The sequence below is a fragment of the Microbispora catharanthi genome, from assembly GCF_006334915.2.
Taxonomy (GTDB): domain Bacteria; phylum Actinomycetota; class Actinomycetes; order Streptosporangiales; family Streptosporangiaceae; genus Microbispora; species Microbispora catharanthi.
This window is the reverse complement of sequence record NZ_VDMA02000019.1, coordinates 1-22,760: the sequence shown is the minus strand read 5'-3', so window position 1 is coordinate 22,760 and position 22,760 is coordinate 1. Positions and strand designations below refer to the sequence as shown.

The 22,760-nt window shown below is 72.1% G+C and carries 14 protein-coding genes; 5 read left to right on the top strand and 9 right to left on the bottom strand.

Features of this window, described 5'->3' with window-relative positions; translation table 11 throughout:
- The first annotated feature begins 75 nt into the window (after positions 1-75).
- A complete protein-coding gene (locus tag FH610_RS30220) occupies positions 76-1,017 on the top strand; it encodes an MBL fold metallo-hydrolase (protein WP_240809303.1) in 942 nt (313 codons plus the stop codon).
- Between the two features lie 8 nt (positions 1,018-1,025).
- Here FH610_RS30220 and FH610_RS30215 read toward each other — a convergent pair whose 3' ends face one another.
- Both FH610_RS30215 and FH610_RS30210 read right to left on the bottom strand, forming a co-directional pair.
- Positions 1,026-4,523 carry a discoidin domain-containing protein gene (locus FH610_RS30215; RefSeq protein ID WP_139578428.1) on the bottom strand — a complete coding sequence of 1,166 codons (3,498 nt, stop codon included), beginning with the start codon at positions 4,521-4,523 and terminating at the stop codon, positions 1,026-1,028.
- Between the two features lie 218 nt (positions 4,524-4,741).
- On the bottom strand, positions 4,742-5,197 hold the full coding sequence (locus tag FH610_RS30210) for a MarR family winged helix-turn-helix transcriptional regulator (protein WP_139578427.1): 456 nt from the start codon (positions 5,195-5,197) through the stop codon (positions 4,742-4,744).
- 105 nt (positions 5,198-5,302) lie between these two features.
- Between FH610_RS30210 and FH610_RS30205 the strand changes: the two genes are divergently transcribed.
- Entirely contained in the window at positions 5,303-6,343 is a 1,041-nt protein-coding gene (locus FH610_RS30205) for an aldo/keto reductase (RefSeq protein ID WP_139578426.1), read from the top strand.
- A complete protein-coding gene (locus tag FH610_RS30200; RefSeq protein ID WP_139578425.1) occupies positions 6,340-7,464 on the top strand; it encodes a Gfo/Idh/MocA family protein in 1,125 nt (374 codons plus the stop codon). The genes FH610_RS30205 and FH610_RS30200 overlap by 4 nt, the downstream gene beginning before the upstream one ends.
- Before the next feature lie 7 nt (positions 7,465-7,471).
- Here the strand turns inward: FH610_RS30200 and FH610_RS30195 are convergent, their stop codons facing one another.
- From FH610_RS30195 to FH610_RS30170, 5 genes are all read right to left on the bottom strand, one after another.
- A complete protein-coding gene (locus FH610_RS30195; RefSeq protein ID WP_139578424.1) occupies positions 7,472-8,128 on the bottom strand; it encodes a response regulator in 657 nt (218 codons plus the stop codon).
- The gene (locus FH610_RS30190; protein WP_139578423.1) at positions 8,125-9,339 is read right to left on the bottom strand and encodes a sensor histidine kinase; all 1,215 of its coding nucleotides are present in this window, start codon (positions 9,337-9,339) and stop codon (positions 8,125-8,127) included. Before FH610_RS30190 ends, FH610_RS30195 begins: the two co-directional genes overlap by 4 nt.
- A gap of 243 nt (positions 9,340-9,582) precedes the next feature.
- Positions 9,583-15,096, bottom strand: coding sequence for a ThuA domain-containing protein (locus FH610_RS45510; protein WP_161628109.1), 5,514 nt, complete (start codon positions 15,094-15,096; stop codon positions 9,583-9,585).
- A gap of 240 nt (positions 15,097-15,336) precedes the next feature.
- On the bottom strand, positions 15,337-17,979 hold the full coding sequence (locus FH610_RS30175) for a hypothetical protein (protein ID WP_139578422.1): 2,643 nt from the start codon (positions 17,977-17,979) through the stop codon (positions 15,337-15,339).
- Positions 17,976-19,823, bottom strand: coding sequence for an HSP90 family protein (locus tag FH610_RS30170; RefSeq protein WP_205826185.1), 1,848 nt, complete (start codon positions 19,821-19,823; stop codon positions 17,976-17,978). Before FH610_RS30170 ends, FH610_RS30175 begins: the two co-directional genes overlap by 4 nt.
- Before the next feature lie 131 nt (positions 19,824-19,954).
- On the opposite strand from FH610_RS30170, the gene FH610_RS30165 reads away from it, so the two are divergent.
- Positions 19,955-20,644, top strand: a complete 690-nt coding sequence (locus tag FH610_RS30165) for a YqjF family protein (RefSeq protein WP_205826184.1) — start codon at positions 19,955-19,957, stop codon at positions 20,642-20,644.
- 11 nt (positions 20,645-20,655) lie between these two features.
- Here FH610_RS30165 and pdhA read toward each other — a convergent pair whose 3' ends face one another.
- Together pdhA and FH610_RS30155 are read right to left on the bottom strand one after the other, a co-directional pair.
- Positions 20,656-21,741 carry a pyruvate dehydrogenase (acetyl-transferring) E1 component subunit alpha gene (pdhA, locus tag FH610_RS30160; RefSeq protein WP_205826183.1) on the bottom strand — a complete coding sequence of 362 codons (1,086 nt, stop codon included), beginning with the start codon at positions 21,739-21,741 and terminating at the stop codon, positions 20,656-20,658.
- A gap of 175 nt (positions 21,742-21,916) precedes the next feature.
- Positions 21,917-22,528: a TetR/AcrR family transcriptional regulator gene (locus FH610_RS30155; RefSeq protein WP_139578419.1), complete on the bottom strand. Its 612-nt coding sequence runs from the start codon at positions 22,526-22,528 to the stop codon at positions 21,917-21,919.
- A 107-nt stretch (positions 22,529-22,635) separates the two neighbouring features.
- On the opposite strand from FH610_RS30155, the gene FH610_RS45720 reads away from it, so the two are divergent.
- The coding region (locus tag FH610_RS45720) for a Clp protease N-terminal domain-containing protein (RefSeq protein WP_139578418.1) at positions 22,636-22,760 on the top strand (125 nt) is incomplete at its 3' end.

The window sequence follows — 22,760 nt, the reverse complement described above, 5'->3', positions numbered from 1 at the left end:
CGGCTCACGGTGGCAGGGAGGCCGTCGATAGGGTCCCCTGGGTAGGACGCCGGGGAGAGGAATCGTGAGCGCGTGGTGGAGCGGGCCGACGGGGCAGGGTCGCAAGAGGCAGGGTTGCACGAGGTGGGGCCGGGGATCTTCGCCTGGGTGCAGCCCGACGGCACCTGGTGGGTGAACAACGCCGGAGCCGTGGCAGGCGACGGCGGCGTCCTGATCGTCGACACCTGCGCGACCGAGGCGCGCACCCGGCGGTTTCTCGGCGCGGTGGCCGAGGCGACCGGCGGCGCCCCCGTCCGGATGGCGGTGAACACCCACCAGCACGGGGACCACTGCTACGGCAACAGCCTGCTCCCGGACGACACGGTCGTCTTCGGGCACGCGGCGATGAGAGAGGCGTTGCTGGCCGACCCGATCATCGACGGCTGCCCGCCGGTGTGGACGCCGGTGCCCGACTGGGGACACGTGACGCGCCGCCCGCCGTCGGTGGTGTTCACCTCCGAGCTGACCGTCCATCTCGGGGCGCGCCGCGTCGAGTTGCGGCATCCCGGCCACGCCGCCCACACCCCCGGGGACGTGGTGGCGTGGCTTCCCGGCGAACGGGTGTTGTTCGCCGGGGACCTGCTGTTCAACGGGCTCACGCCGCTGGTGCTGATGGGGTCGCTCGAAGGGGCGTTGCGGTCGCTGGACTGGCTGGCGGCCTTCGAGCCCGAGCACGTGGTGCCGGGACACGGGCCGCTCGCCACCGCCTCCGAGCTGCCGGAGGTCCTGGCCGCGCACGAGCGGTACTACCGCTTCGTCCTCGACGCCGCCCGGGCTGGACGTGAGAACGGGCTCACTCCGCTGGCCGCCGCGCAGGCGGCCGACCTGGGCGAGTTCGCCGGATGGGCGGACGCCGAGCGCCTGGTGCTCAACCTGCACCGTGCCTACGCCGAGGCCGAAGGCGGCGAGGTGGATCTCCTCGCCGCCTTGGGCGACGCCATGACCTGGCACGGCGGGCCGCTGCCCACTTCAGTCTGAAGCGGGCGTCACGACCAGCCCTGCAGGCCGGCTCCGTACGGGTAGAGGGGATTGCCGTAGGTGGTGGGGACGGTCTGGCCCGCGTCGATGCGGGCCCGGATCTCCGACCGCTGGGCGGCGGTCGCGCCCAGGTCGTAGGGGAGGTTCCAGTCCTCGACGGCGTCGGCGAGCACGTCGCCGCCGCCCGGCTTGAGGATCTGGTCGAGGCTGCGCGGGAGCTGCCACGGCAGGCGGCCGCGCGGCGTGTAGTCGCCGAACAGGAGGCTCGCCGTGGCCGGGCCGACCTCCTCGCCGCCCCGGTACGTCACCACGATGGCGTCGGCCAGGCCGTTCCACTCGCTGATGACGATGGGCCGGGGGAGGGTCAGCACGACGACCACCGGGATGCCCTGGTTCCTGAAGTTCTGGATGACGGCCAGCTGGTCGGCGGGCACCTGGGGTTGCTCCTTCACCCAGGCGGTGGCGTGCGTGTAGGTCGGCTCGCCGACCGCCACGATCGCGAGCCTGGGTGAAGGCCCGGTGTCCTGGTAGACGTTGACGCCCGCGGTGGCCCCCCGCGCCTTCACCGCGTCCAGCAACGTCTGCGAGCCGTACTCCTGGTGGAAGAAGCTCGTCCAGATGCAGCAGGCCGATCCGTCGGTGGCCCGCGGACCGGCGACCACGACGTTGTCGCCCGCCTTGAGCTTCAGCGGCAGCACGCCGTTGTTCTTGAGCAGCGTGATGGACTCCCGGGCGGCCTGGTTGGCGAGCGCGACGTACGACGGCTGGTGGAAGCGGTAGGGGCCGTTCACCGGGTCGCCATACGGGCGCTCGAACACGCCGAGCGTGAACTTCAGGCGCAGGATCCGGGTCACCGCGTCGTTGATCCGCGCGATCGGGACTCCTCCGAGGAAGGTCGCCATGGTGAACCCGGTGGCTCCGGGGTCGGCCCCGCCCATCACGTCGGAGCCGGCGTTCGCGGCCTTGACCCAAACCGAGGACGGCAGCCAGTCGGTGGTGATGAGACCGGTGTAGCCGAGGTCGGTCCGCAGGTAGTCGAGGATCGGCTTGCTGTCGCCCGCGCCCGAGCCGCCCGGGTCGAGGTAGGAGCTCCCGGCGTAGCCCGGCATGATGTTGACGGCGCCGGCCTCGATCGCGGCCCTGAACGGGATCATGTGGTACTTGATCGTCACCGCGTCGTAGGTGATCCCGGCCTCGCCGCCCGCGCCCTCGCCCGGCCAGTGCTTGACGGTCGCCAGCACGGACGCGGGGTTGAGCTCGGGGCCGCCCTGGAGTCCGGCCACCAGCGCGCGGACCTGGGCGGCCGCGACGTCGGCGTTCTCGCCGTTGCCCTCCTGGATGCGCGGGTAGAGGACCTTGGTGCCGACCTCGGCGAGCGGGCCGAGCACGCCGCGCGCCCCGACCTCCAGCTCTTCACGGCGCTGCATGTCGCCGAGCTTGTAGTCGAGCGCGTAGTCCTTGCCCGCCGCGAGCGTGCTCTGCAGCGGGTAGGTGGTCTGGTATCCGGCGATGGTGTCGCCCGCCGAGACGGGCGGGATACCGAGCCGGGTTCCGGACGCGCCCAGCAGCACGGCGTGCAGGTCGTTCGGCAACGCCGGGCCGAAGTGCCAGCCCGAGAGCGGGTAGGTCTGGGCGTTGTAGAACATCTGATACGCCTTCTCCTCGGGGGTCATCCTGCCGAGGAGGTCGCTGACTCGGGTTTCGACGGGCAGCCGCCAGTTCTCGTACGGCTCGACCGTGCCGTTCCTGTCGAGGTCGCGGACGCCGTTGACGATCGGGACGCCGTCGGCGACCTGCTCGATGTCGGGCAGGTAGAGGCTGAAGGTGCGGATGTTCGACGTCGTCCTGGCGCCCGAGCCGCTCACCGCGACGACATACCACTTGTACGTCCACCGGTCGGGGATGTCCCAGGTGGGCGTGTAGCTCGTGCCGGTCGGTTCGGCGACCTTGGTGTAGAGGTCGATCAGGTTGCCCGAGGCGGTGAAGTCGTAGTCGGTGCGGCTGACGTTCAGCCAGACCTCGTAGCGCACCGCGCCGGAGACGGCCGCCCAGGAGAACGCGGGCCGCCGGGTGTCGGTGATCATGGCCTTGTCGGCGGGGGCGGACAGCGCGAACTGCCCGGTGGTCGCCGGAGCCTTGGTGGGCGGGGACAGCAGGGGCGCGGTCGTGGCCGCCGTGTCCACGGTGCCGAAGACCTGGAACTCCCACAGCGAGTAGCCGTAGCCCGTCGCCCGGGCGGTGCCGACGAAGCGGACGTAGCGGCCGTCGCCGGTGACGTTCAGGTTCTCGACGCCGCCCCTGCCGCTGGTCGTGGTGTAGATCGGCGTCCATGACGTGCCGTTCGCGGACACCTCGATCCGGTAGCCGGTGGCGTACGCGGACTCCCAGTTGAGTGAGACGCCGGAGATGTGCCCGGCCCCGCCGAGGTCCACCCGCAGCCATTGGTCGTCGGAGTACTGGCTCGACCAGCGGGTCGTCGTCCGCCCGTCGAGCGCCGCCGCCGGAGCGTTGCCGCCCTCCCAGGACGAGGCCGTCACCTGCTTGTACGCCGAGATCGGCGTGCCGCTCGGCGGGTCGGTGGTGCCGCCGCCGCTGGTGTGGACGGCGAACTCCCACAGCGAGTAGCCGTAGCCGGTGGCGCGGGCGGTGCCGTACACGCGGACGTAGCGGCCCGAGCCGGTGACGTCGAGGGTCTGCGTGCCGCCGGTGCCGGTGGTGGTGGAGTAGACATCGGTCCAGGCGGAGGCGTCGGCCGACACCTGGATCTTGAAGGCCGTGGCGTAGGCGGCCTCCCAGGTCAGGACGACCCTGCAGATCGACGTGGCCGAGCCGAGGTCGACCTGCAGCCACTGCGGGTCGGCGGCGGCGCTCGACCAGCGGGTGCCGGGGTCGCCGTCCACCGCCGCGGACGCGGGCGTCCCTGCGTTCTCGGTGGACGAGGCGGTCGCGGGCCGGTTCAGCGCGGCGTCGGGGCCGGCGCAGCCCGAGGACGTGCCGGTGGTGCCGTAGACCTGGAACTCCCACAGCGAGTAGCCGTACGCGGTGGCGCGGGCGGTGCCGTACACGCGGACGTAGCGGCCCGAGCCGGTCACGGTGAGGGTCTGCGTGCCGCCGGTGCCGGTGGTGGTGGAGTAGACGTCGGTCCAGGTGGAGGCGTCGGCCGACACCTGGATCTTGAACGACGTGGCGTAGGCGGCCTCCCAGTTGAGGGTGACCTGGCTCAACGTCGCCGTGGCCCCGAGGTCGACCTGAAGCCACTGCGGGTCGCCGAACGCGCTGGACCAGCGCGTTCCGGTGTTCCCGTCGACGGCGGCCGATGCCGGTGTGCCGGCGTTCTCGGTGGACGAGGCCGTCGCGGTCTTGCCCTGCGACAGCAGCGCGGGCGCGGCCGTGGCCGGCGCGGACACGGCCGCCGCTGTGACGACGCAGGCCACGACCAGGACCAGTGCGCTGAGCACGGCCGTCAGGGCGCGGCGCGTGGGATGGATCCTCGAACGCTGTCTCATGATGGCGATTCCTCTTCGGGGGGTGAACGGGGCGAACCCTGACCCAGAGAATGATCGCGTTCGATACTTAGGTCAATACTTGAATTTAGTGCGCAAGGAAAAAATCTTGACTTACGGCGTCCACTGCCGCCGATGATCGGGAGTCACCGGTGGACCGGCACGTTCCGGCCGCTGCCGGGAATCGTCCGCGGTGCTCCGGTCTTCGACCGGGGAGCACGTCAAAGCCGGCTGAACACGGAGGCCAGCGTTTCGATCTCCTGTGCGGAGAGCTTGTCGGTGAAGTGGCGGCGCACCGCGGCGTCCAGGCCGGGGTGCGCGGCGGCGATGGCGGCCCGGCCGGTGCCGCTGAGGGTGACGATGACGCCACCGGCGCGCTCTCGGGTGACGAGCCCGCGGGTGCTCATGCGGGTGAGCTGATGGGAGACGCGGGTGCGATCCCAGCCGAGCGACGCGGCGAGTTCGCTCTGGCGCAGGGCGCCTCCCGCCTTGTCGAGGTTGACGAGGATCGCCAGGTCCGGCTCGGACAGGCCCGCCGCCTCGGCGGTGTCCGCGATCACGCGGGCCCGGACGACCTCGTGGGCGCGTTTGAAGGCGGCCCAGAAGTCGACGGGGTCCGACGCGGCGCCGCTCGCGGGCTCGCTCGAAGTGGCGGTCTCTCCGTCCTGTGTTGACATATCAACATGCCTCTTTCTAGTGTTGAGATATCAACGCTAACAGGCAGCTGCTTTCGAGGCAGCCCTGTCGGCGGCGTCCATGTTTCTCGCCCCGCAGGAGGCGCCATGCACACCCGACCTCTTGGCACCGGCGGCCCTCAGGTCGCCTCTGTCGCCCTGGGCTGCGCCGGCATGTCCGACCACACCGCACCCGCCGACGAGGCCGACGCCATCGCCACGATCCACACGGCCCTCGACTCCGGCGTCACCCTCCTCGACACCGCCGACTTCTACGGCATGGGCCACAACGAGGACCTCATCCGCCGCGCCCTCCGCGCCGGCGATCGCGACAAGGTGCTCCTCAGCGTCAAGTTCGGCGGTCTGCGCGGCCCCGACGGAGCCTTCGTCGGCATCGAGGGCCGCCCCGCCCACGTCAAGAACGCCCTCGCCTACTCGCTGCGCCGCCTCGGCGGCGACCATGTGGACATCTACCGCCCCGCCCGCCTCGCCCCCGACACCCCGATCGAGGACACGATCGGCGCGATCTCCGAGCTGGTCCAGGCCGGGTACGTGCGCCACGTCGGGCTCTCCGAGGTGGGGCCGGAGACCATCCGCCGTGCCCACGCCGTGCACCCGATCTGCGATGTACAGATCGAATACTCCCTGTTCAGCCGTGGTCCCGAAACCAACGGCATCCTGGACACCTGCCGCGAGCTGGGGATCGGCGTCACCGCCTACGGGGTCCTCGCGCACGGTCTGCTCACCGGCGCCTACCGGCGACCCGCCGGGGGCGACCCGCGCGCCCACTGGCTGCCCCGCTTCCACCCCGGCAACCTCGCCGCGAACCTCACCCTCGTCGACCGGCTGCGGCCGCTCGCGGACGCGCACGGCATCAGCGTCGCGCAACTCGCCACCGCCTGGGTCATCACCCAGGGCCGCGAGCGCGGCGCCATCGTGGCCGTCCTGGGCGCCCGCCGGCCGCACCGCGTCGAGGAGGCCCTGGCCGCGGCCGACGTCGCCCTGACCGACACGGACCTCCGCGCGATCGACGAGGCCGTCCCGGCCGGCGCGGTGGCCGGAACCCGCTACGCCGCACCCCTCATGGCTCTGCTGGACAGCGAACGCACCCCTGTGCCGTCTACAGAAAGAACAGGCCGCGAATCATGAACACATCCACGTCACCGCTCGCCGAGCTGGCCCGGTCCGGGAAGCCGATCGGAGTGGGGATCATCGGACTCGGGGCGAACGGAGGCTGGGCCGGGCGCTCTCACCTGCCGGCCCTGCGCGCCGTCCCGGGTTACGAGCTGAGGGCCCTGAGCACGAGTTCGAAACAGTCGGCGGAGCGCTCCGGACACAGGCACGGAGTGTCGCGCGCCTTCGGGACGGCGGCCGAACTGGCCGCCTGCGACGAGGTGGACCTCGTGGTCGTGGCGGTGAAGGTGTCGCACCACCGGGAACTGGTGCGGACGGCGCTGAGCGCCGGCAAGAGCGTGCTGTGCGAGTGGCCGCTGGGCAACGGGCTCGCGGAGGCCGCGGACATGGCGCGGCAAGCGCGCGGCCGCGCGGTGCCGACCGTCGTCGGACTCCAGGCGCGGTCGCACCCGGCCCTCGCCTACGTTCGGGATCTCGTGGCCGACGGCTACGTGGGGGAGGTGCTGTCCACGACGGTCGTCGGCTCCGGCGGCGCCTGGGGCGCCACCGTCGGCCCCGGCGATCACTACGTGCTCGACGCCGCCAACGGCGCGACACTGCTGACCATCCCCTTCGCCCACACCCTCGACGGACTCGCGTCCGTCCTTGGAGAGCCCGAGGATCTGCGGATCCACCTGGCGTCGCGGCGTACGTCGGCCGTGGACACCGGGAGCGGGCGGCCCGTGCCGATGACCGCCGCGGACCAGGTGGTGGCCTCGGGACGGCTGCCGGGCGGCGCGGTGGCCACCTTCCACTACCGTGGAGGCGTCTCCCGGGGCACCAACTTCCGCTGGGAGATCAACGGCACCGAGGGCGACCTCGTCCTCACCGCTCCGATCGGCCACCTCCAGCTCAGCCCGATCACCATCGAAGGCGGCCGCGGGACATCCACCGGACTCGCTCCCCTGACGGTGCCGGAATCGTACGTCCGCGTCCCGCGACTGGACGCCCACGCTGACGCGCCGGCCTACGCGGTCGCTCACGCCTACCAGCGGTTCCTGAACGACCTGCGCGAGGGCGGCACGCCGGGCGTACCCGATTTCGCGCACGGCGCCGCCCGGCACCGCAGCATCGAATCCGCCATGTCGACGGCCTGACCGGACGTCAACGGCCGGGTCGCACCAGGCCGCTCTCGTAGGCCAGGATGACGAGCTGGACCCGGTCGCGGACGTCCAGCTTGGCGATGGCCCTGGCGACGTGGGTCTTGGCGGTCAGCGGGCTGATGACCAGGCGCTCGGCGATCTCGCCGTTGGACAGGCCGAGCGCGACGAGCCGCACCACTTCCAGCTCGCGGGTGGTGAGGGCGGCCAGCCGCTCCCCGGCGTCGGGCGCGAGGTCCTGCCGCCGGGCGAACCGCTCGATGACGCGGCGGGTGACGCCGGGGGACAGGAGCGCGTCCCCGGCGGCCACGGCGGCCACCGCGCGGCGCAGTTCGGCCGGTTCGACGTCCTTGGTGAGGAAGCCGCTGGCTCCGGCGCGCAGCGCGGCGAAGACGTGCTCGTCGGTGTCGAAGGTCGTGAGGATGACGACCCGGCAGTCCCGGTCGGTGACGATGCTCCGGGTGGCCGTGATGCCGTCCGTCCCCGGCATGCGGATGTCCATGAGGACGACGTCGGGGCGGGTGCTCGCGGCCAGCCGTACGGCCTCGGCGCCGTCGGCGGCCTCCCCGACGACGGCGACGTCCCGCGAGCGGGCAAGCAGGCTGCGGAAGCCCGCCCGTACGAGTGCCTGGTCGTCGGCGAGGAGCACTCTGATCGTCACTCCGCCGAGCCTGCCACAGGGATCTCGGCCTTCACGGCGAAGCCCTGGGGCACCGGGCCCGCGGTGAGCGTCCCGCCGAGGGCGCGCACCCGCTCGCGCATCCCGGTGAGGCCGTTGCCCTCGGTGACGGCGCCGCCGGAGGAGTGGCCCTTGCCGTTGTCGGCGATCTCGACGGTGACCGAACGGGCGTGACGGCCCACCGCCACCTCGGCCATGGTCGCCCCCGAGTGCCTGAGCGTGTTGGCGAGCGCCTCCTGCACGATGCGGTGGACCGCGACGGAGGCGGGGGCGGGGATCGTCGAAAGGTCCCCGTGTTCGCGGAGGGTGACGTCGAGCCCGGCCGCGCGGGCGTCGGCGACGAGCGCGCCGAGGGCTGAGACGTCGGGCTGGGGCGCGGTGCCGGCGGGGCCTTCCCGCAGGACGGCGATGAGCGAGTTGAGGTCCTTCATCGCCCGGTTCCTGACGTCCTGGGCCAGGCGCAGCGCGGCGGCGGCCTCGGCGGGCTCCTCCCGCAGGGTGTCGGCGGCGACGTTGAGGTGGACGCCGACGACGGCCAGCGTGTGGGCGACGATGTCGTGCACCTCACGCGCGACGCTCAGGCGTTCCTCCGCGGCCCGGGCGCGATATTCGGCCTCGCGCAGCAGGTCGCCCCGGCGCTGCGACGCGACGTAGGCGAGGCCCGCGGCGACGAGGGCCGCGAGCAGCAGCCCCTCACCGAGGGTGTGGACGAAGTAGCGAACGAGGTTCCTGTCGATGATCCACCAGGCGTCGACGGCGGAGTAGACGAGCTGGGCGATGCCGGCGACGACCACCCAGCGCACGCGCGAGGTGGCGGCGGCGGTGAAGTACGCCGCCGCCACGGGCCAGATCCACCCGGCGGGAGAGGGGTGCCCCAGGTGGTAGGCGAAGACGGCGGCGACCGACAGCAGCAGCACGGTCATCGGCCACCGGCGCCGGACGAGCAGGAGCGCGCCGAGGAACAGCGCGAGGGGGATGACGCCGTCCCACGGCTGGTGCACGCCGGTGGCGAGGGCGACGGCGACGAAGAGGACCACGGTGAGAACGGCGAACGTGACGTCGGTGATCCAGCCGGCGTGGCGGACGGATGGGCGGGCGGATGGGCGGGCGGATGGGCGGGCGGACGGGCCGGCGGGGGCGGCTGCGGACAGTGTGTGCGGGCTGGCCATGCGGAGCCTTTCAGCGGTCTTCATGGGGGAGCGGTGACTGACGACGCAACGCTAGGCCGGGGCGCGTCCGGGGCGCGTCGTCCGGCCACAGGCACCTCGGGCCTGCTCCGTCCGCGGTATGGCTACTCCGCCGGGAGTATTCCGGATCCGCGAAGACCTGACGCGGATCGGCCTCAAAAGGAAAGCGGGTGCCCCGCGACTCGCGTCACGGGGCACCCGGGTGAATCAGATCGGCGAACCCAGCTTCAGCAGGGCCTCAGCAGGGCGTCAGCCCTTCGGCGTGCCGCCGTACTGGACGATCAGCGCGTCGGCGTCCCGGAGGAGCGTGGCGCGGACCTGGGCGTCGGTCACGACCTTCTGGTCGCCGGCGACGTCCTTGAACTTCTGCAGCTCCTTGGTGATCTTGTCGGCCTTCTTGTCCTTGTTCTCCGCGTCGCGGACGGTCGCCAGGTTGGTCTGGAGCTTGTGGGCGCTCTTGCCGGTGAGCTTCCCGGCGGCCTCGAAACGGTCGATCAGAGCGGTGATGTCGTCCGTCGAGGTGACGACGGAGAACTTCACCGTCTGAACGGTCTGGTTGCCGGCCTTGTTGACGGCGGTGACGGTGAGCGTGTGCTCGCCCAGGGCCAGCTCGTACAGCGCCTGGACGGTGCCCGACGTGAACGGCTTGCCGTCCAGCGTGCCGGTGACCGTCTTGATGCCGGAGCCGCTGTCAACGGCCGTCCAGCCGATGGCCAGGTCCAGGCTGTCGCCGTACTTCTGGCCGCCCGCGACGCCGGAGACCGCGACGGTGGGCGCCTTCGTGTCGATCTTGACCGTCACGGCCTTGATCTCCTCGACGTTGCCCGCCTTGTCGGCCGAGCGATAGCGCAGCTCGTGCTGCCCCTCACCGGTGACGCCGACCGTCTGGGCGTACGCCGTCCAGGGGCCGCCGTCCACCGCGTACTCGATCTTCGCCACGCCGGACGTGGTGTCCGTCGCGGCCAGGGTCACCGGGACCGCACCGTTGTGCCAGCCCTCGTCGTTCGCCGGGGGGAACGACGCGGTGGTCATCGGCGCCGTCGCGTCCACCTTGACCGCGAGGGTCTTGGCGTCCTCGACGTTTCCCGCCTTGTCCGACGAGCGGTAGGCCAGCGTGTGCGAGCCGTCGCCCGAGACCACGACCGGAGCGCTGTAGACGGTCCAGGCCCCGCCGTCGAGCTGGTACTCGGTCTTGTCGACCCCGCTGCCCTTGTCCTCGTCGGCGGCCTTCAGCGTGACCGAGATCGGTCCGGTGAACCAGCCGCTCGCCGGCTCCGCCGGATCGAGTGTGGCCGTCGTCACCGGCGCCTTCGCGTCCTTCGCGCCGCGGACGAGCGTGAAGTCGTCCACGTCGAAGTCGGCCCCGGTGAACACCAGGTAGAGCTTCACGCTCCCGGAGGGGACGTTCGTGAGCGCCGTGGAGACGTCCGCGTACGACTCCCAGCCGCCGGTGTTCGGGACCGTGACGCTGCCGAGCACCGGGCCGGTCGGGGAACCGGTCCGGATCTCGAAGCCGCCGCTCGGGGTGGGCGAGGCCACCCGGGCGGTGAACCTGGTGACGCCGGTGAGGTCCACGCCGTCGTACGCCGCCCAGTCGCCGGGGTTGACGTAGCCGAGCACGGTGCCGCCGTGCGCGGGGGCGTGGGGGTAGGTGTCGACGCCGTTCGCCTCGGTCCAGCTCTCGGCCTGGACGGTGACGTCGCCCTCCGCCGGGCCGAGCTCCTTGATGCGGATGTTCCGGAACGCCACCTCGTCGCCGTCGCCGTGGTTCTGGATGCCCACGTAGCCCTGCTGGAGGGACCGCTTCGGGTCGGTGTTGGTGAAGTCGTTGATCTTCACGCCGTTGAGGAAGATCTGCAGGCGCTCACCCTCCACCCGGAGCTCGTAGGTGTTCCACTGCCCCGGCGGGTTGAGCGCGGCGTCCCTGGCCTTGAGGTCCGCCGACTGGAAGCCGTAGACCGACCCGGTCGTCTTCTCGGGAACGTCCGTGGCGTCGATCTGGATCTCGTAGCCGTTGTCGACCGCCGACCACGGGTCGTCGGAGGCGGGGAAGCCCACGAAAACGCCCGCGTTGTCGTCGCCGCGCATCCTCCAGTCCAGCTTGAGCGAGTAGGAGTGGAACTCCTTCGCCTTGTACCAGTACAGCCCCAGGCCGCCGTGCGAGGTCAGGGTGCCGTCGGCGTTCGTGAATCCGCCGGGCCCGGCCTGCTGCCAGCCGGTGGTGGCGCCGTTGTAGAGCGTCGTGTAGCCGGTCTCGGGACGGCAGTCGGCCTTGAGGTCGCCCATGGCGTACCTGATGCCGCCCAGCAGGTGCTGCCGGAACTCCGGCTCGGAGAACGAGGACGCCGTGTGGCCGCCGCCCGTGTAGAACGACCGGCCGCCCTGATACTCCTTGCACCACGCGATCGGGTGGTCCTCGCCCATCTTGCCGCCGGAGTACGACTTCTCGTCGAGCGAGGCCAGCACATGGGCGGTGGTGCGGGCGTTGGAGCGGTAGTCGTACCACTCGTCGGTGCGGGTCCACGTCGGCCCGAGGTGGGCGGTCGCCGGGTGGGCCCGGTCCTCCACCTTCACGGTCGCCTGCTGGACGGCGGGGTGCGAGGCGAACCACGCCCCGACCAGGCCGCCGTAGAACGGCCAGTCATACTCGGTATCGGCCGCCGCGTGGATGCCCACGTAGCCGCCGCCCGCCTTGACGTACGACTCGAAGGCCGCCTGCTGGGCGTCGTTCAGCACGTCGCCCGTGGTGCTGAGGAACACCACGGCCTTGTACTTGGCCAGGTTCTGGGTGGTGAAGACCGCCGGGTCCTCGGTCGCGGTGACCTTGAAGCCCAGGTCCTTGATCGCCTGGATGCCCGCCGGGATCGAGTCGTGCCGGAAGCCGGCCGTACGCGAGAAGACCAGAACCTCGCCCTCGCCGCTGTCGCCGGCCGGCAGCGTCCACTTCTGCGCGTCGCCGCCGTCACAGGTCTTGATGACCATCTGCCCGGTGTTCGACCCGTCGAGGCACTTGCCCGACTGCGGGTTCTTGATGGTGCCGTCCGTACCGATCGTCCACATCTGCGCGCCGACGCCGGCGACGCAGTCCCAGATCTGCACCCGCGTGCCGTCGGCGGTGCCGCCGTTGGACACGTCGAGGCACTTGCCGAGCGAGCGGAGCGTGGAGCCGTCGACGGTCCACACCTGCGCTCCGGTCCCGTTGCACTCGTAGAGCTGCACGCCGGTGCCGTTGGCCGGGTTGGCGCCCGCGACGTCGAGGCACAGGCCGGCGGCGCCGACGATCGGTCCCGGGCTCCTGCCCGCGGGCGGCTCGGCCGTCAGCGTGAAGTCGTCCATGTCGAAGAGCGCGCCGTCGTGGCCCTGGAAGACCAGATAGAGCTCGGTCGTTCCGGCCGGGGCGTTCGACAGCGGCGCGGAGACGTCGACGAAGGTCTCCCAGCCTCCGGTGACGGGCACGCTCACCTTGCCCAGCAGGGTGCCGGTCGGCGAGCCCGCGCGGACCTCGATGGTGCCGCCCTTCCCGCCCGAGGAGACGCGGGCGGTGATCCCCTTGGCCTTGCTCAGCGCGTACGGCTTGAAGGAGATCCAGTCGCCGTTGTTGATGTCGCCCACGGTCTTGCCGCCGTGCGCCTGCGACTTGCTGATCGGGTTGATCCCCGAGGACGCCGAGTAGTGCTCGGCCTGGCGGTGCCGCGGCTGCAGGATGTTCTGGGCGTGGGTGGTCAGCCCGCCCTTGTCGGTGTATTCGGCGTCGAACACCGCGAAGATGTTCGCCGCGTCGTCGTGCTCGCCGTCGACCGGGATGGTCAGCTCGCCCGAGCAGCCGTTCTTCGAGCTGATCTGGTGGCCGTGGCTGTCGTGGCCGAGCACGTAGGTCATCTTGACCTTCGCGCAGTCGACCTCGCCGTCCTCAGGGTCGGTGACCTTGATCGTGAAGGGGACCGAGTCGCCCCACTGGAACAGGCTGCCCGCCGTGGGCGTCTCGATGGTCACGGTCGGCGCGGTGTTGCCCGCCGTGACGACCACGCTGGCGCTGCCGCTGTTGCCCGCGGGGTCGCGCACCGTGAGCGTCGCGGTGTACGTGCCGTCCTTGTCGTAGGTCTTGACCGGGTTCGCCTCGGTGGAGGTGGTGCCGTCGCCGAAGTCCCAGGCGTAGGTGAGCGTGGCGCCCTCGGGGTCGGTGGAGCCGGCCGAGGAGAACGTGACCGTGAGAGGCGTCTTGCCCGAGGTCTTGTCGGACTTGGCCACCGCGATCGGGGAACGGTCACGGCCCTTGATGTACTCGAAGCGGTACAGCGCCGAGTTGGCGTCGCCGTTGAAGTAGCCGGTGCCGTAGTCGAGCACATACAGCGCGCCGTCCGGGCCGAACGCCAGGTCCATCACCTGCGTGCCGGTCCACGGGAAGTCGACGATGTCGCCGCGCGTCCCGTCGGCCTGCATGTCGATCGCCTTGATCCACCTGCGGCCGAACTCACCGACGAAGAGGTGGCCGTCCATGTCCTGCGGGAACTTGACCGCGGAGTCGAGCGCGGCGTCGTAGTGGTAGACCGGACCGCCCATGGGGGACTCGGAGCCGCCGCCGAACTCGGGCGGCGAGCCGGCGTCGCCGCCGTACCTGATCCACGCGGGCTGGGCGGGCGGCAGCGTGCGCTGGCCGGTGTTGCGCGGGGAGGCGTTGACCGGGCCGCCGGCGCAGTCGTACTTCGCCCCGGAGGGACCGGAGGGGAAGGTGAACGTGTTGTAGGTCTCGACCGGCGTGTTGGTGCCCGTGCAGTAGGGCCAGCCGTAGTTGCCGGGGCGGGTGACCCGGTTGAACTCGACCTGGCCGCTCGGCCCGCGGTTGGGGTCGGCGGTGCCGGCGTCGGGGCCGTAATCGCCCACGTAGACGACGCCGGTGGCCTTGTCGACGCTCAGCCGGAACGGGTTGCGGAAGCCCATCGCGTAGATCTCGGGCCGGGTGTTCGGGGTGCCCGCGGGGAACAGGTTGCCCTCGGGGATGTCGTAGGTCCCGTCCGGCTTGACCTTGATGCGCAGGATCTTGCCGCGCAGGTCGTTGGTGTTGCCCGCGCTGCGCTGGGCGTCGTACGCCGGGTTGCGGTCGGGCCGCTCGTCGATCGGGGAGTAGCCCGACGAGTCGAAGGGGTTGCTGTCGTCGCCGGTCGACAGATAGAGGTTGCCGGCGGCGTCGAAGTCCATGTCGCCGCCGACGTGGCAGCAGATGCCGCGATCGGCCGGCACGTCGAGGATCTTGACCTCGCTGGCCTTGTCCAGCGACCAGTCGGGCTTGACGGTGAACCTGGACAGCCGGTTCACGCCCTTCCAGGCCGAGAAATCGGACGCGGTGGCCGGGGCGTCGCCGTCGGGGGTGTCGAGGCGGGGAGCGTAGTAGAGGTAGACGAAGCGGTTGGTCGCGAAGCCGGGGTCGGCGGCGACTCCCTGGAGCCCCTCCTCGTCGTGGTTGTAGACGTTCAGCGTGCCGACCACGGTCGTGTCGCCGCGCGCGTCGGTGCGCCGCAGGACTCCCTCGCGAGCGGTGTGCAGCACCGACAGGTCGGGCAGCACGGTCATCGTCATCGGCTCGCCCATCTCGGCGACGCCCCTGGCCAGCTCCACGCGCTGGTAGTCGGCGGCGTCGATGGGTGCCGCGTGCGCTTGCGCGGGCGTGGCCGGGGTGAGCACGGTCAGTCCCGTGAAGGTCAGGAGTAAGGCGCAGGTCTGCGCGATCCGTTTTCTGGCGCGATAGGTCGGCCGCCTGGGGGGCATGGCGGAGCTTCCTTTCCGTCGGTGCGGTGCGGGCCCGCTGCACGGTCGTGAGCACGCGTTCGCTTCACAAGCCGGCCGCGTAGCGGTGATCCGCCCCGAAGGTAAGCGCCTTTTGGGGGATTGTGAAGATAGTTTGGGCAAAACTGCAGAACTTTTGCTGGTTTGTGACGAAAGTTCCGTGGAATGGCGGCATGCGACCGCTCGGGCCCGGCATCACCGCCGTGGCCCGTCACCGGGGGTCTACTCCTCGTCCTCGCCCTCGTCCTCATCGAAGTCGCACGAGTCGAAGCCGTCGTCGAGCATCGCGTCGAGTTGCCGGCGCGTCTCGGCGAGCTCGGCGGCGACCTCCTCCGACGGCTCGGCACCCGGCAGGGACTCCAGCTCGGCGAGCACGGCCCGCATCGCGGTGACACCGGGCGGCTCCGTGTCCCCGTCCTCGTCCTCCGCCGTGTCCCCGCCCGTCCAGTCCATCAGCCACGCGGCGGCGCGCAGGCAGCGTACGCGCGGGACGATCATGCCGAGGTCGCCCCACAGCCGCGCGGCCCGCCGGAAGGCGGGCAGCGCCTCGTCCGGCCTCCCGGCGAACTGCAGCGCCTCGGCGGCAGACCAGGCCAGCTCCGCGTGCAGTTCCTTCGCATCGGGGTCGTCCTGCACCAGTCGCGCGGCCATGACGAACTGCTCGGCGGCCTCCCGGTGCCGGCCCAGCTCGGCCAGCGACCGGCCGTACTGCGCCCGCGTCCGCGCGACGGCCTCCCCCTCGTACGGGACCTCGACGCGCGGTATGACCTCCTCGAACAGCGCGGCGGCCTCGCCGTGCCGATCGAGAACGTGGTAGGCGCGGGCGGCGGCGAAGGTGTTGTGCAGCGTGTCCGGCTCGGAAAGGCCGTCCCACCTGGCGGCCGCGGCGAGCGCCGCCCCCACCACGTCGAGTTCGCGGCCGGGCTGCCGGGTGAGCGCCTCGACGAGCAGGGAGCCCAGCTCCGCCGCCTCCTCGGCGGGCAGCAGGTCTCCGCCGTGCTCCAGGGCCGCCGACACGTGGCCCTCGGCGCTCTCCGGATCCCCCTGATCGAGGGCGATCTGACCGAGCATGCCCGCGGGCCGCGCGGCGAGCCAGGGCATGCCCGCGTCGCGGTAGCGGCCCAGCGCGGCCGTCAGATGCGTGCGCGCGGCGTCGAGGTCGCCGAGCAGGAGGAAGATCCGGGCCAGCATGTCGTGGTAGGTGCCGGCCCGGCCGGTCCCGCCCAGCTCCTCCGCCGTGGACAGCTCCGCCTCCACCCGGGCACGCGCCGCCAGGACGTCGGTCTCGACCGGCCCGTCCGGCCCGGCGAGCGTGCTCACCGCGACGTACGCCCCGGCCCTGCGGGCCGCCAGGTACTTTTCGGCGTCGAGCGTCCCCTGGGCGTACGCGGCGGCGGCCTCGGCGGTGACGGTCTCCGCGAGGCTCTCGCCGCCGGCCCGGTCACCCGCGTAGGCCAGGGCGACGGCCGCCCCGGCGCGCGCCTCCAGCGCGTCGGCCCGGTCGCCGAGCCGCTCGAACCGGTCGGCGACCGCCAGGAGCCGCGCGTACGCGGCGCCGGGGTCCTGCTCCATCGCCGTCCCCGCCCGCCTGAGCTCGACCCGCGCGGCCACCGGCTCGGGCAGCTCGGTCCCGGCGGCGCCGACCCGTTCCCACGCCTCGTCCGCGTGCGGGTGGCGCAGTGCGGACAGCCGCCGCGCCTCCGCCACGAGATCCTCAAGCGACGCCTGCGACGGACGGGGCGGGACCGGGACGGCGGCCCCCGCCGGCCGCGGGAGCCGCACGGGGGAGCCCAACGGCAGCCGGTCGAGCAGCGGCTCCCGGCTCAGCCGCGCCGCCACCCGCTCGCTCACGACATGTGTGCCGTTACGGGCGTCGTAACGGGCGCAGATGTCGCCGATCTCCCGCTCCAGGTCGTCGAGCGCGGCCCCCGCCGTACGGTCGCCCACCGGCAGGTCGTCGTGGCCGAGCGCGGTCAGGCGGCGCAGCAGCACGGTGACGCCGCAGATGAAGCCGAGCCGCCGCGAGACCTCCTCGCCCTGCGGGGCGAGCCAGGCGACGTGCTCGGTGAGGATCTCCAGGCCTCGCGCCTCGTTGCCGGTCAGCGCGCAGAACTCGATGTGCTGCCCCACCGCCTCGCGGAGGGAGAGCGTGCGCCGGGCCAGCTGGTAGCCCTTCAGATGCGCGCTGCGCGCGTCCTCGACGCGGCCCGTCCGCAGCAGGGGAAGCAGGGCCTGCCCGAGCACCCGGTGGGGTTCCTCGGCGCAGGTCAGCTCGCCGTCGAGCAGCGGCGCCCAGAACTGCAGCGCGCCCTCGTCGTCGCCCGCGGCCTCGCGCCAGGCGCCCCAGCCGTTGTGTTCGCAGGCGTCGCAGTCGGCCATCGCGTCGTCGGGCGCGGCGATGGACGCCTCCATCGCGGCGGCGGCCGTCTCGAAGTCGCCGGTCTCCTGCGCCAGGAGCGAGCGCAGCGCGAGCACCGGGCGTGCGCTGTAGCCGCGCTCCCGGTAACGGCTCTGGAGCTCGTCGAGCCAGCGGTGGGTCGTCTCCAGCGGGACGGCGGGGTTGCCGACCAGGCTGTGCGTCATCCACTTGAGCCGCCAGTGGATGGAGTAGGACAGCGGGCCCAGCTCGGCCGGGAAGTCGTCGAGGAGCCGCAGGAGCCGTCCCGCGGCGACCGGCATGCGGTCGCCCTCGGCGGCGTACAGGTACGCCTCGACGAGGGCGAGCAGGACCTCGCCCTCCAGCGAGCGGTTGCCGGCCGTGCGGGCCTGCGCGGCGAGCACCTCCAGGCGCTCGGCCTTCTGCCGCCCCTCGGGCAGGGCCGCGCACTCCTCCAGGCCCGCGCGTATCGCGGCGGCGCCGCTCACCGCCCCTCTCCTTCCGGCGCGTCGGACACGCTCGCCGCGGCCCAGCCGAGCAACTGGTCGAAGGCCCGGTTCAGCAGCGAGGTGTCCATCGGCCGCAGCGGCCGGTGCGTCATCAGCAGCGCCTGGCCGTACAACGCCTCGACGGCGGTGACGAGCAGCGTGTGGTCGCGGATCGTCGCCAGCCTGCGCACCACCGGACTGCGGTGGTTGAGCACGAGCTGCGCGCGCGGCGCGGACGACTTGAGCGCGCCGAGGATCTCGGCCCACAGCTCGTCGGACTCGGCGGCGGTCTCCGCGCGGGCGCGCTCGCTCCGGGCGGCCCGCGAGTCGAGGTGGAGGGCGGACACCGACGCCGGATAGAAGGCGCGCAGGATCACGTCGCACTCCAGCGGGTCGAGCGCCGCGCGGGCCGCGGTGAGGAAGGCGGCCATCGCCAGCTCCTCGCGGGCGTCCACCGGGTCGAGAGCCGCGGTGACCGCGTCCGCGTCCAGCTCCTCGACCGTCACCCCCGGCAGGACGCCGGGAAGCGCGGCGACCAGCTCGCCGTCGTAGGTGTAGCCGCCGTTGACCACCCCGAGGCCCTGGGCCGCCGCGATGCCGGCGACCTGCCGGAACTCCTCCACCGAGGACGTCACCCGCACGACCGGGTGCTTCCTGGCGAACTCGGCGAGCGTCACCTCGCCGTGGGTGGTCTCGAACCGCAGGTAGGGCAGCATGATCTCGAAGAGCTCGGAGTCGTGCCTGGCCAGCGACTTGACGCCGAGGGCGTGCACGGACAGGAACGCGGCCAGGCGGCCCGGCTCCTGCGCGGCCAGACCGGTCAGCCAGTCGCGCAGCCGGGCGCCCAGGGCCTCGCGGACCGCGGCCAGCGTCTCGTCCTCGTACAGCCCCTCCCGCGACGCGGTGGGGCGCAGGGTGTCGGTGTCGATGACGCAGCGCGCGAAGAAGGCCCAGTCGGGCAGCAGGCCGGTGACCGCGTCGCCGAGCAGCATGCCCTTCAGGTAGACCCGGTGACGGCCCCCGGCGGCCGGGTTGCCGGCGTTCGGCAGGATGTAGGCGGCCCCCCGCACCCCGGCCAACTCCACGTCGAGCTCGACCACGTCGAGCGCCGCGAAGCCGAGCACCCGCTCGCCGTACGCGAGCAGCGCCGCCCGGCGCTCGGCCGCCGAACGGTAGGGGCGGTCCCACACCGGAGGGCTGTCGGTGGTGCGGACCGTCCGCCCGCCCCCCGTCACCGTCACCGCGTAGGGCAGCAGCGCGCCGAAGTCGCGGGCCAGGTCGGCCACGAGGTCGGGGGCGAACCACCGCCGGGCCCCCGGCCTGGCCAGCAGGCGCACCGTCGTCCCGGGGGTGCCGACGAGGGCGGCACGCTCGTCCGGCGGGAGCGTACGCACCGTGTACGTCCCGTCGGAGGTCGCCGACCATTCCACGCCCGGAGCGTCAGGGTCGCGGGCCGACCGGGTGAGCACCTGGATCCGCTCGGCCACGGTGAAGCAGGCCAGCAGACCGATGCCGAACTGTCCGAGGAACTCCTGCCGGGCGCCTTCGAGGTCGTCACGCTTCGACGAGCGGCCGATGGTGGCGAGGAAGCGGTGCACGTCGGCCTCGGTCAGGCCGATCCCCGGGTCGTCGATCCGCAGCCCGTTCTCCTCGACGGTGATCCGGATGTCCGTCGGCGCCGCCGGGTCCACCGCCAGCCGCGCGGTGACCGCGTCCACCGCGTTCTGCAGCAGTTCGCGCAGGTACACCCGTGGGCTGGAATAGAGGTGGTGGGACAGGAGATCGACCAGTCCGCGCAGGTCGACCTGGAAAGATCGGGCGTTCCCCGCTAAGTCGTCCGACATGCGCATGATCGTAGCGTCGCGCACCGACACGAAAGGGGCGCTCGCGGCGACCGACCTCCGGCGTCGTGGGTAGAGGCCGGGGCATGGTCTTCATGCCGTCGTCGCCGCCGGGACGGGTCGACCGTCCGGTGATGCATCACCGCTGGGCCGACATCACGTTCATCCACTGGAGGTATCCGCCCGAACTCGTGCAGGCGTTCCTGCCGGACGGGCTCACCGTGGACACCTACGAGGGGTCCGCGTACGTCGGGCTCACGCCGTTCCTGATGCGGGACGTGCGGGCGCCCGGCCTGCCGCCGCTGCCGTGGCTGTCACGCTTCCCCGAGACCAACGTGCGCACGTACGCCAGGGACGCCCGGGGGAGGGGCGGCCTGTGGTTCCTGTCACTGGACGCCGGGAGACTGCCGGCCGTGCTGGGTGCCCGGGCGACGTATCGGCTGCCGTACTACTGGTCGGACATGTCCGTGACCGGCGAGGGGGCGCGGCGCCGCTACCGCTGCCGGCGCCGGTGGCCGGGGCCCTCCGGGGCGCGCTGCGACGCGGACGTCGACCTCGGCGCTCCGCTGCCCGAGGCCGAGCGGAGCGGGCTCGCGGATTTCCTGGTCGAGCGCTACCGGCTGTTCACGGTCGTCGCGGGCCGCCTGGCGACGGCGGAGGTGGAGCACCCGCGCTGGCCCCTGCACCGTGCCCGGCTCGCCGGGTTGGAGCAGGGACTGCTCGAAGCGGCCGGCCTTCCCACACCCGGCCACGACCCGCTCGTGCACGCGTCTCCCGGCGTCCCCGTACGGATCGGCATGCCGCGCCCGGTCCTGATCGCGTGAGGCGCCGGTGGTCAGGTGCCGGGCTCCTCGAAGCGGTCGAGGTAGGCGGCGTACCAGGCGCGCTCCTCCTCCACCAGCGCGTGCCGATCGGCGTAGACGTGGTCGAACATCGCGTCCACCGGCGGGTCCGGCATGGTGATGACCCCGTTGCGCAGTTCGAGCGCCATGCGGTCGCCCTCCTCGTCGACCTCGGCGAAGAACGCCTCGTCGGCCATGCCCTCCCGCAGCAGGTAGGACCGCATGCGCGCGATCGGGTCCTTCTTCCGCCACGCGTCCACCTCCTCGGCGGGCCGGTAACGACCCGGGTCGTCGGAGGTGGTGTGCGGGCCCATCCGGTAGGTGTGCGCCTCGATGAGGAACGGCCCGCCTCCGGAGCGTACGTGCCGCAGCGCGGCCCTCGTCACGGCGAGGCAGGCCAGCACGTCGTTGCCGTCCACCCGTACGCCGGGGAAGCCGAACCCCCGCGCGCGCTGGTAGATCGGCGCCCGGCTCTGCCGCCCGACGGGGTGGGAGATGGCCCACTGGTTGTTCTGGCAGAAGAACACCACCGGCGCGTCGAACACGGCCGCGAAGTTGAACGCCTCGCTGACGTCCCCCTCGCTCGCCGCGCCGTCGCCGAAGTAGGCCACGACGGCCGAGTCGTCGCCGTCCCTGCGGACCCCCATGGCGTACCCCACGGCGTGCAGCGTCTGCGCGCCGAGGACGATCGTGTAGAGGTGGAAGCGGGTCTCCCGGGGGTCCCAGCCGCCGTTCGTCGTGCCTCGCAGCATGCCCATGAGCGTGAGGGGAGCGATGCCCCGGCACCAGGCGACGCCGTGCTCCCGATAGGAGGGGAACACGTGGTCGTCCGGATCCAGCGCCCGGCCCGAGCCGATCTGGGCGGCCTCCTGCCCCAGGCAGGGGATCCACATCCCCAGTTCGCCGAGGCGCTGGAGAGCGAAGGCCTCCCGGTCGATCCGGCGCACCAGCGCCATGTCGCGGTACAGCCCCCGATACTGGCTCTTCGACAGGTCCAGGTCGTACTCGGGGTGCGCGACACGCTCGCCTTCGGGCGTGAGCAACTGGACCAGATCTTCGGCCTCGTCCTGGCGCCGCACGTCGTCTCCTCTCTGACAACGGTGACCGCTGCCCGGCGCGCCGGACCCCTCTGCGTCGACGGGTTCGTCGGCACCGTGCGCAGCCAATCATTGCGGCTGTGAGGCGCAAGGGTTCACACGACGTGCCCGCCACGCCGATGAGCTGCGGTTTTGCGCGACCGCCCAGTGGCGGAGGTCAGCCGGCCGCCGCGGCGGGGCGCAGGCCCGCGAAGACGATCGCGAGCGTACGGGCCCGCAGATCGGGCTCCCACCGGGTGTGCAGGGACGCCTGGCACACGCCGATCAGCAGGGCCATGACCTCCGGCACCCGGACGTCGGGACGTACGGCCCCGGCCTGCTGGGCCTTGCCGACGAGCACCTCGACGGCCTCACGCAGGGCGAGGACGGGCTTGGCGACGGTGACCGGGATGCCGGCCTGCGCGAGCAGGTCGACGACGGTCTTCTTCTCCGCGGCCTGCTCGACGGTGCGGGTGAAGAAGGCGAAGAAGGCGGTGGCGGGGTCGCCCTCGGCCGCGAGCGCCCGGGTCTCCTCGGTCAGCCTGACCGCGACCGCGTGCATGATCGCCTTGAGCAGGGACTCCTTGGTGGGGAAGTGCCGGAAGACGGTCCCGATCCCGACGCCGGCCTTCTGGGCGATCTCCTCGGTCGAGGCGGAGGGGCCCTTGGCCGCGAAGACGGCCTCGGCGGCCTCAAGGATGCGCGTTCGGTTGCGCCGGGCGTCGGCGCGCAGCGTCCTGGCCGGCCCTCCGGAGGCGTCCGGCTCGGGAATGCGCTGGTCGTTCGGCATTTCCTCGGCTCTCCCCACGCCTCGATTGACACACGGATTCGCCGCTTCATAGCCTGTAACCGAAGTGGAGACTCCGATTGTAGGTCACGCCGCAGCGAGGAGTGCAGATGTTCGAGAGGTTCACCGACCGTGCGCGGCGGGTTGTCGTCCTGGCCCAGGAAGAGGCTCGGATGCTCAACCACAACTACATCGGCACTGAGCACATTCTTCTTGGTTTGATCCATGAGGGTGA

Bases quoted from the DNA above. Each gene is read 5' to 3' on its own strand.
- FH610_RS30165 (WP_205826184.1), top strand. From the start codon at position 19,955: ATGCATCACCGCTGGGCCGACATCACGTTCATCCACTGGAGGTATCCG.
- FH610_RS30155 (WP_139578419.1), bottom strand. From the start codon at position 22,528: ATGCCGAACGACCAGCGCATTCCCGAGCCGGACGCCTCCGGAGGGCCG.
- FH610_RS30210 (WP_139578427.1), bottom strand. From the start codon at position 5,197: ATGTCAACACAGGACGGAGAGACCGCCACTTCGAGCGAGCCCGCGAGC.
- FH610_RS30190 (WP_139578423.1), bottom strand. From the start codon at position 9,339: ATGAAGACCGCTGAAAGGCTCCGCATGGCCAGCCCGCACACACTGTCC.
- FH610_RS45510 (WP_161628109.1), bottom strand. From the start codon at position 15,096: ATGCCCCCCAGGCGGCCGACCTATCGCGCCAGAAAACGGATCGCGCAG.
- FH610_RS30215 (WP_139578428.1), bottom strand. From the start codon at position 4,523: ATGAGACAGCGTTCGAGGATCCATCCCACGCGCCGCGCCCTGACGGCC.
- FH610_RS30205 (WP_139578426.1), top strand. From the start codon at position 5,303: ATGCACACCCGACCTCTTGGCACCGGCGGCCCTCAGGTCGCCTCTGTC.
- FH610_RS30170 (WP_205826185.1), bottom strand. From the start codon at position 19,823: ATGTCGGACGACTTAGCGGGGAACGCCCGATCTTTCCAGGTCGACCTG.
- FH610_RS30200 (WP_139578425.1), top strand. From the start codon at position 6,340: ATGAACACATCCACGTCACCGCTCGCCGAGCTGGCCCGGTCCGGGAAG.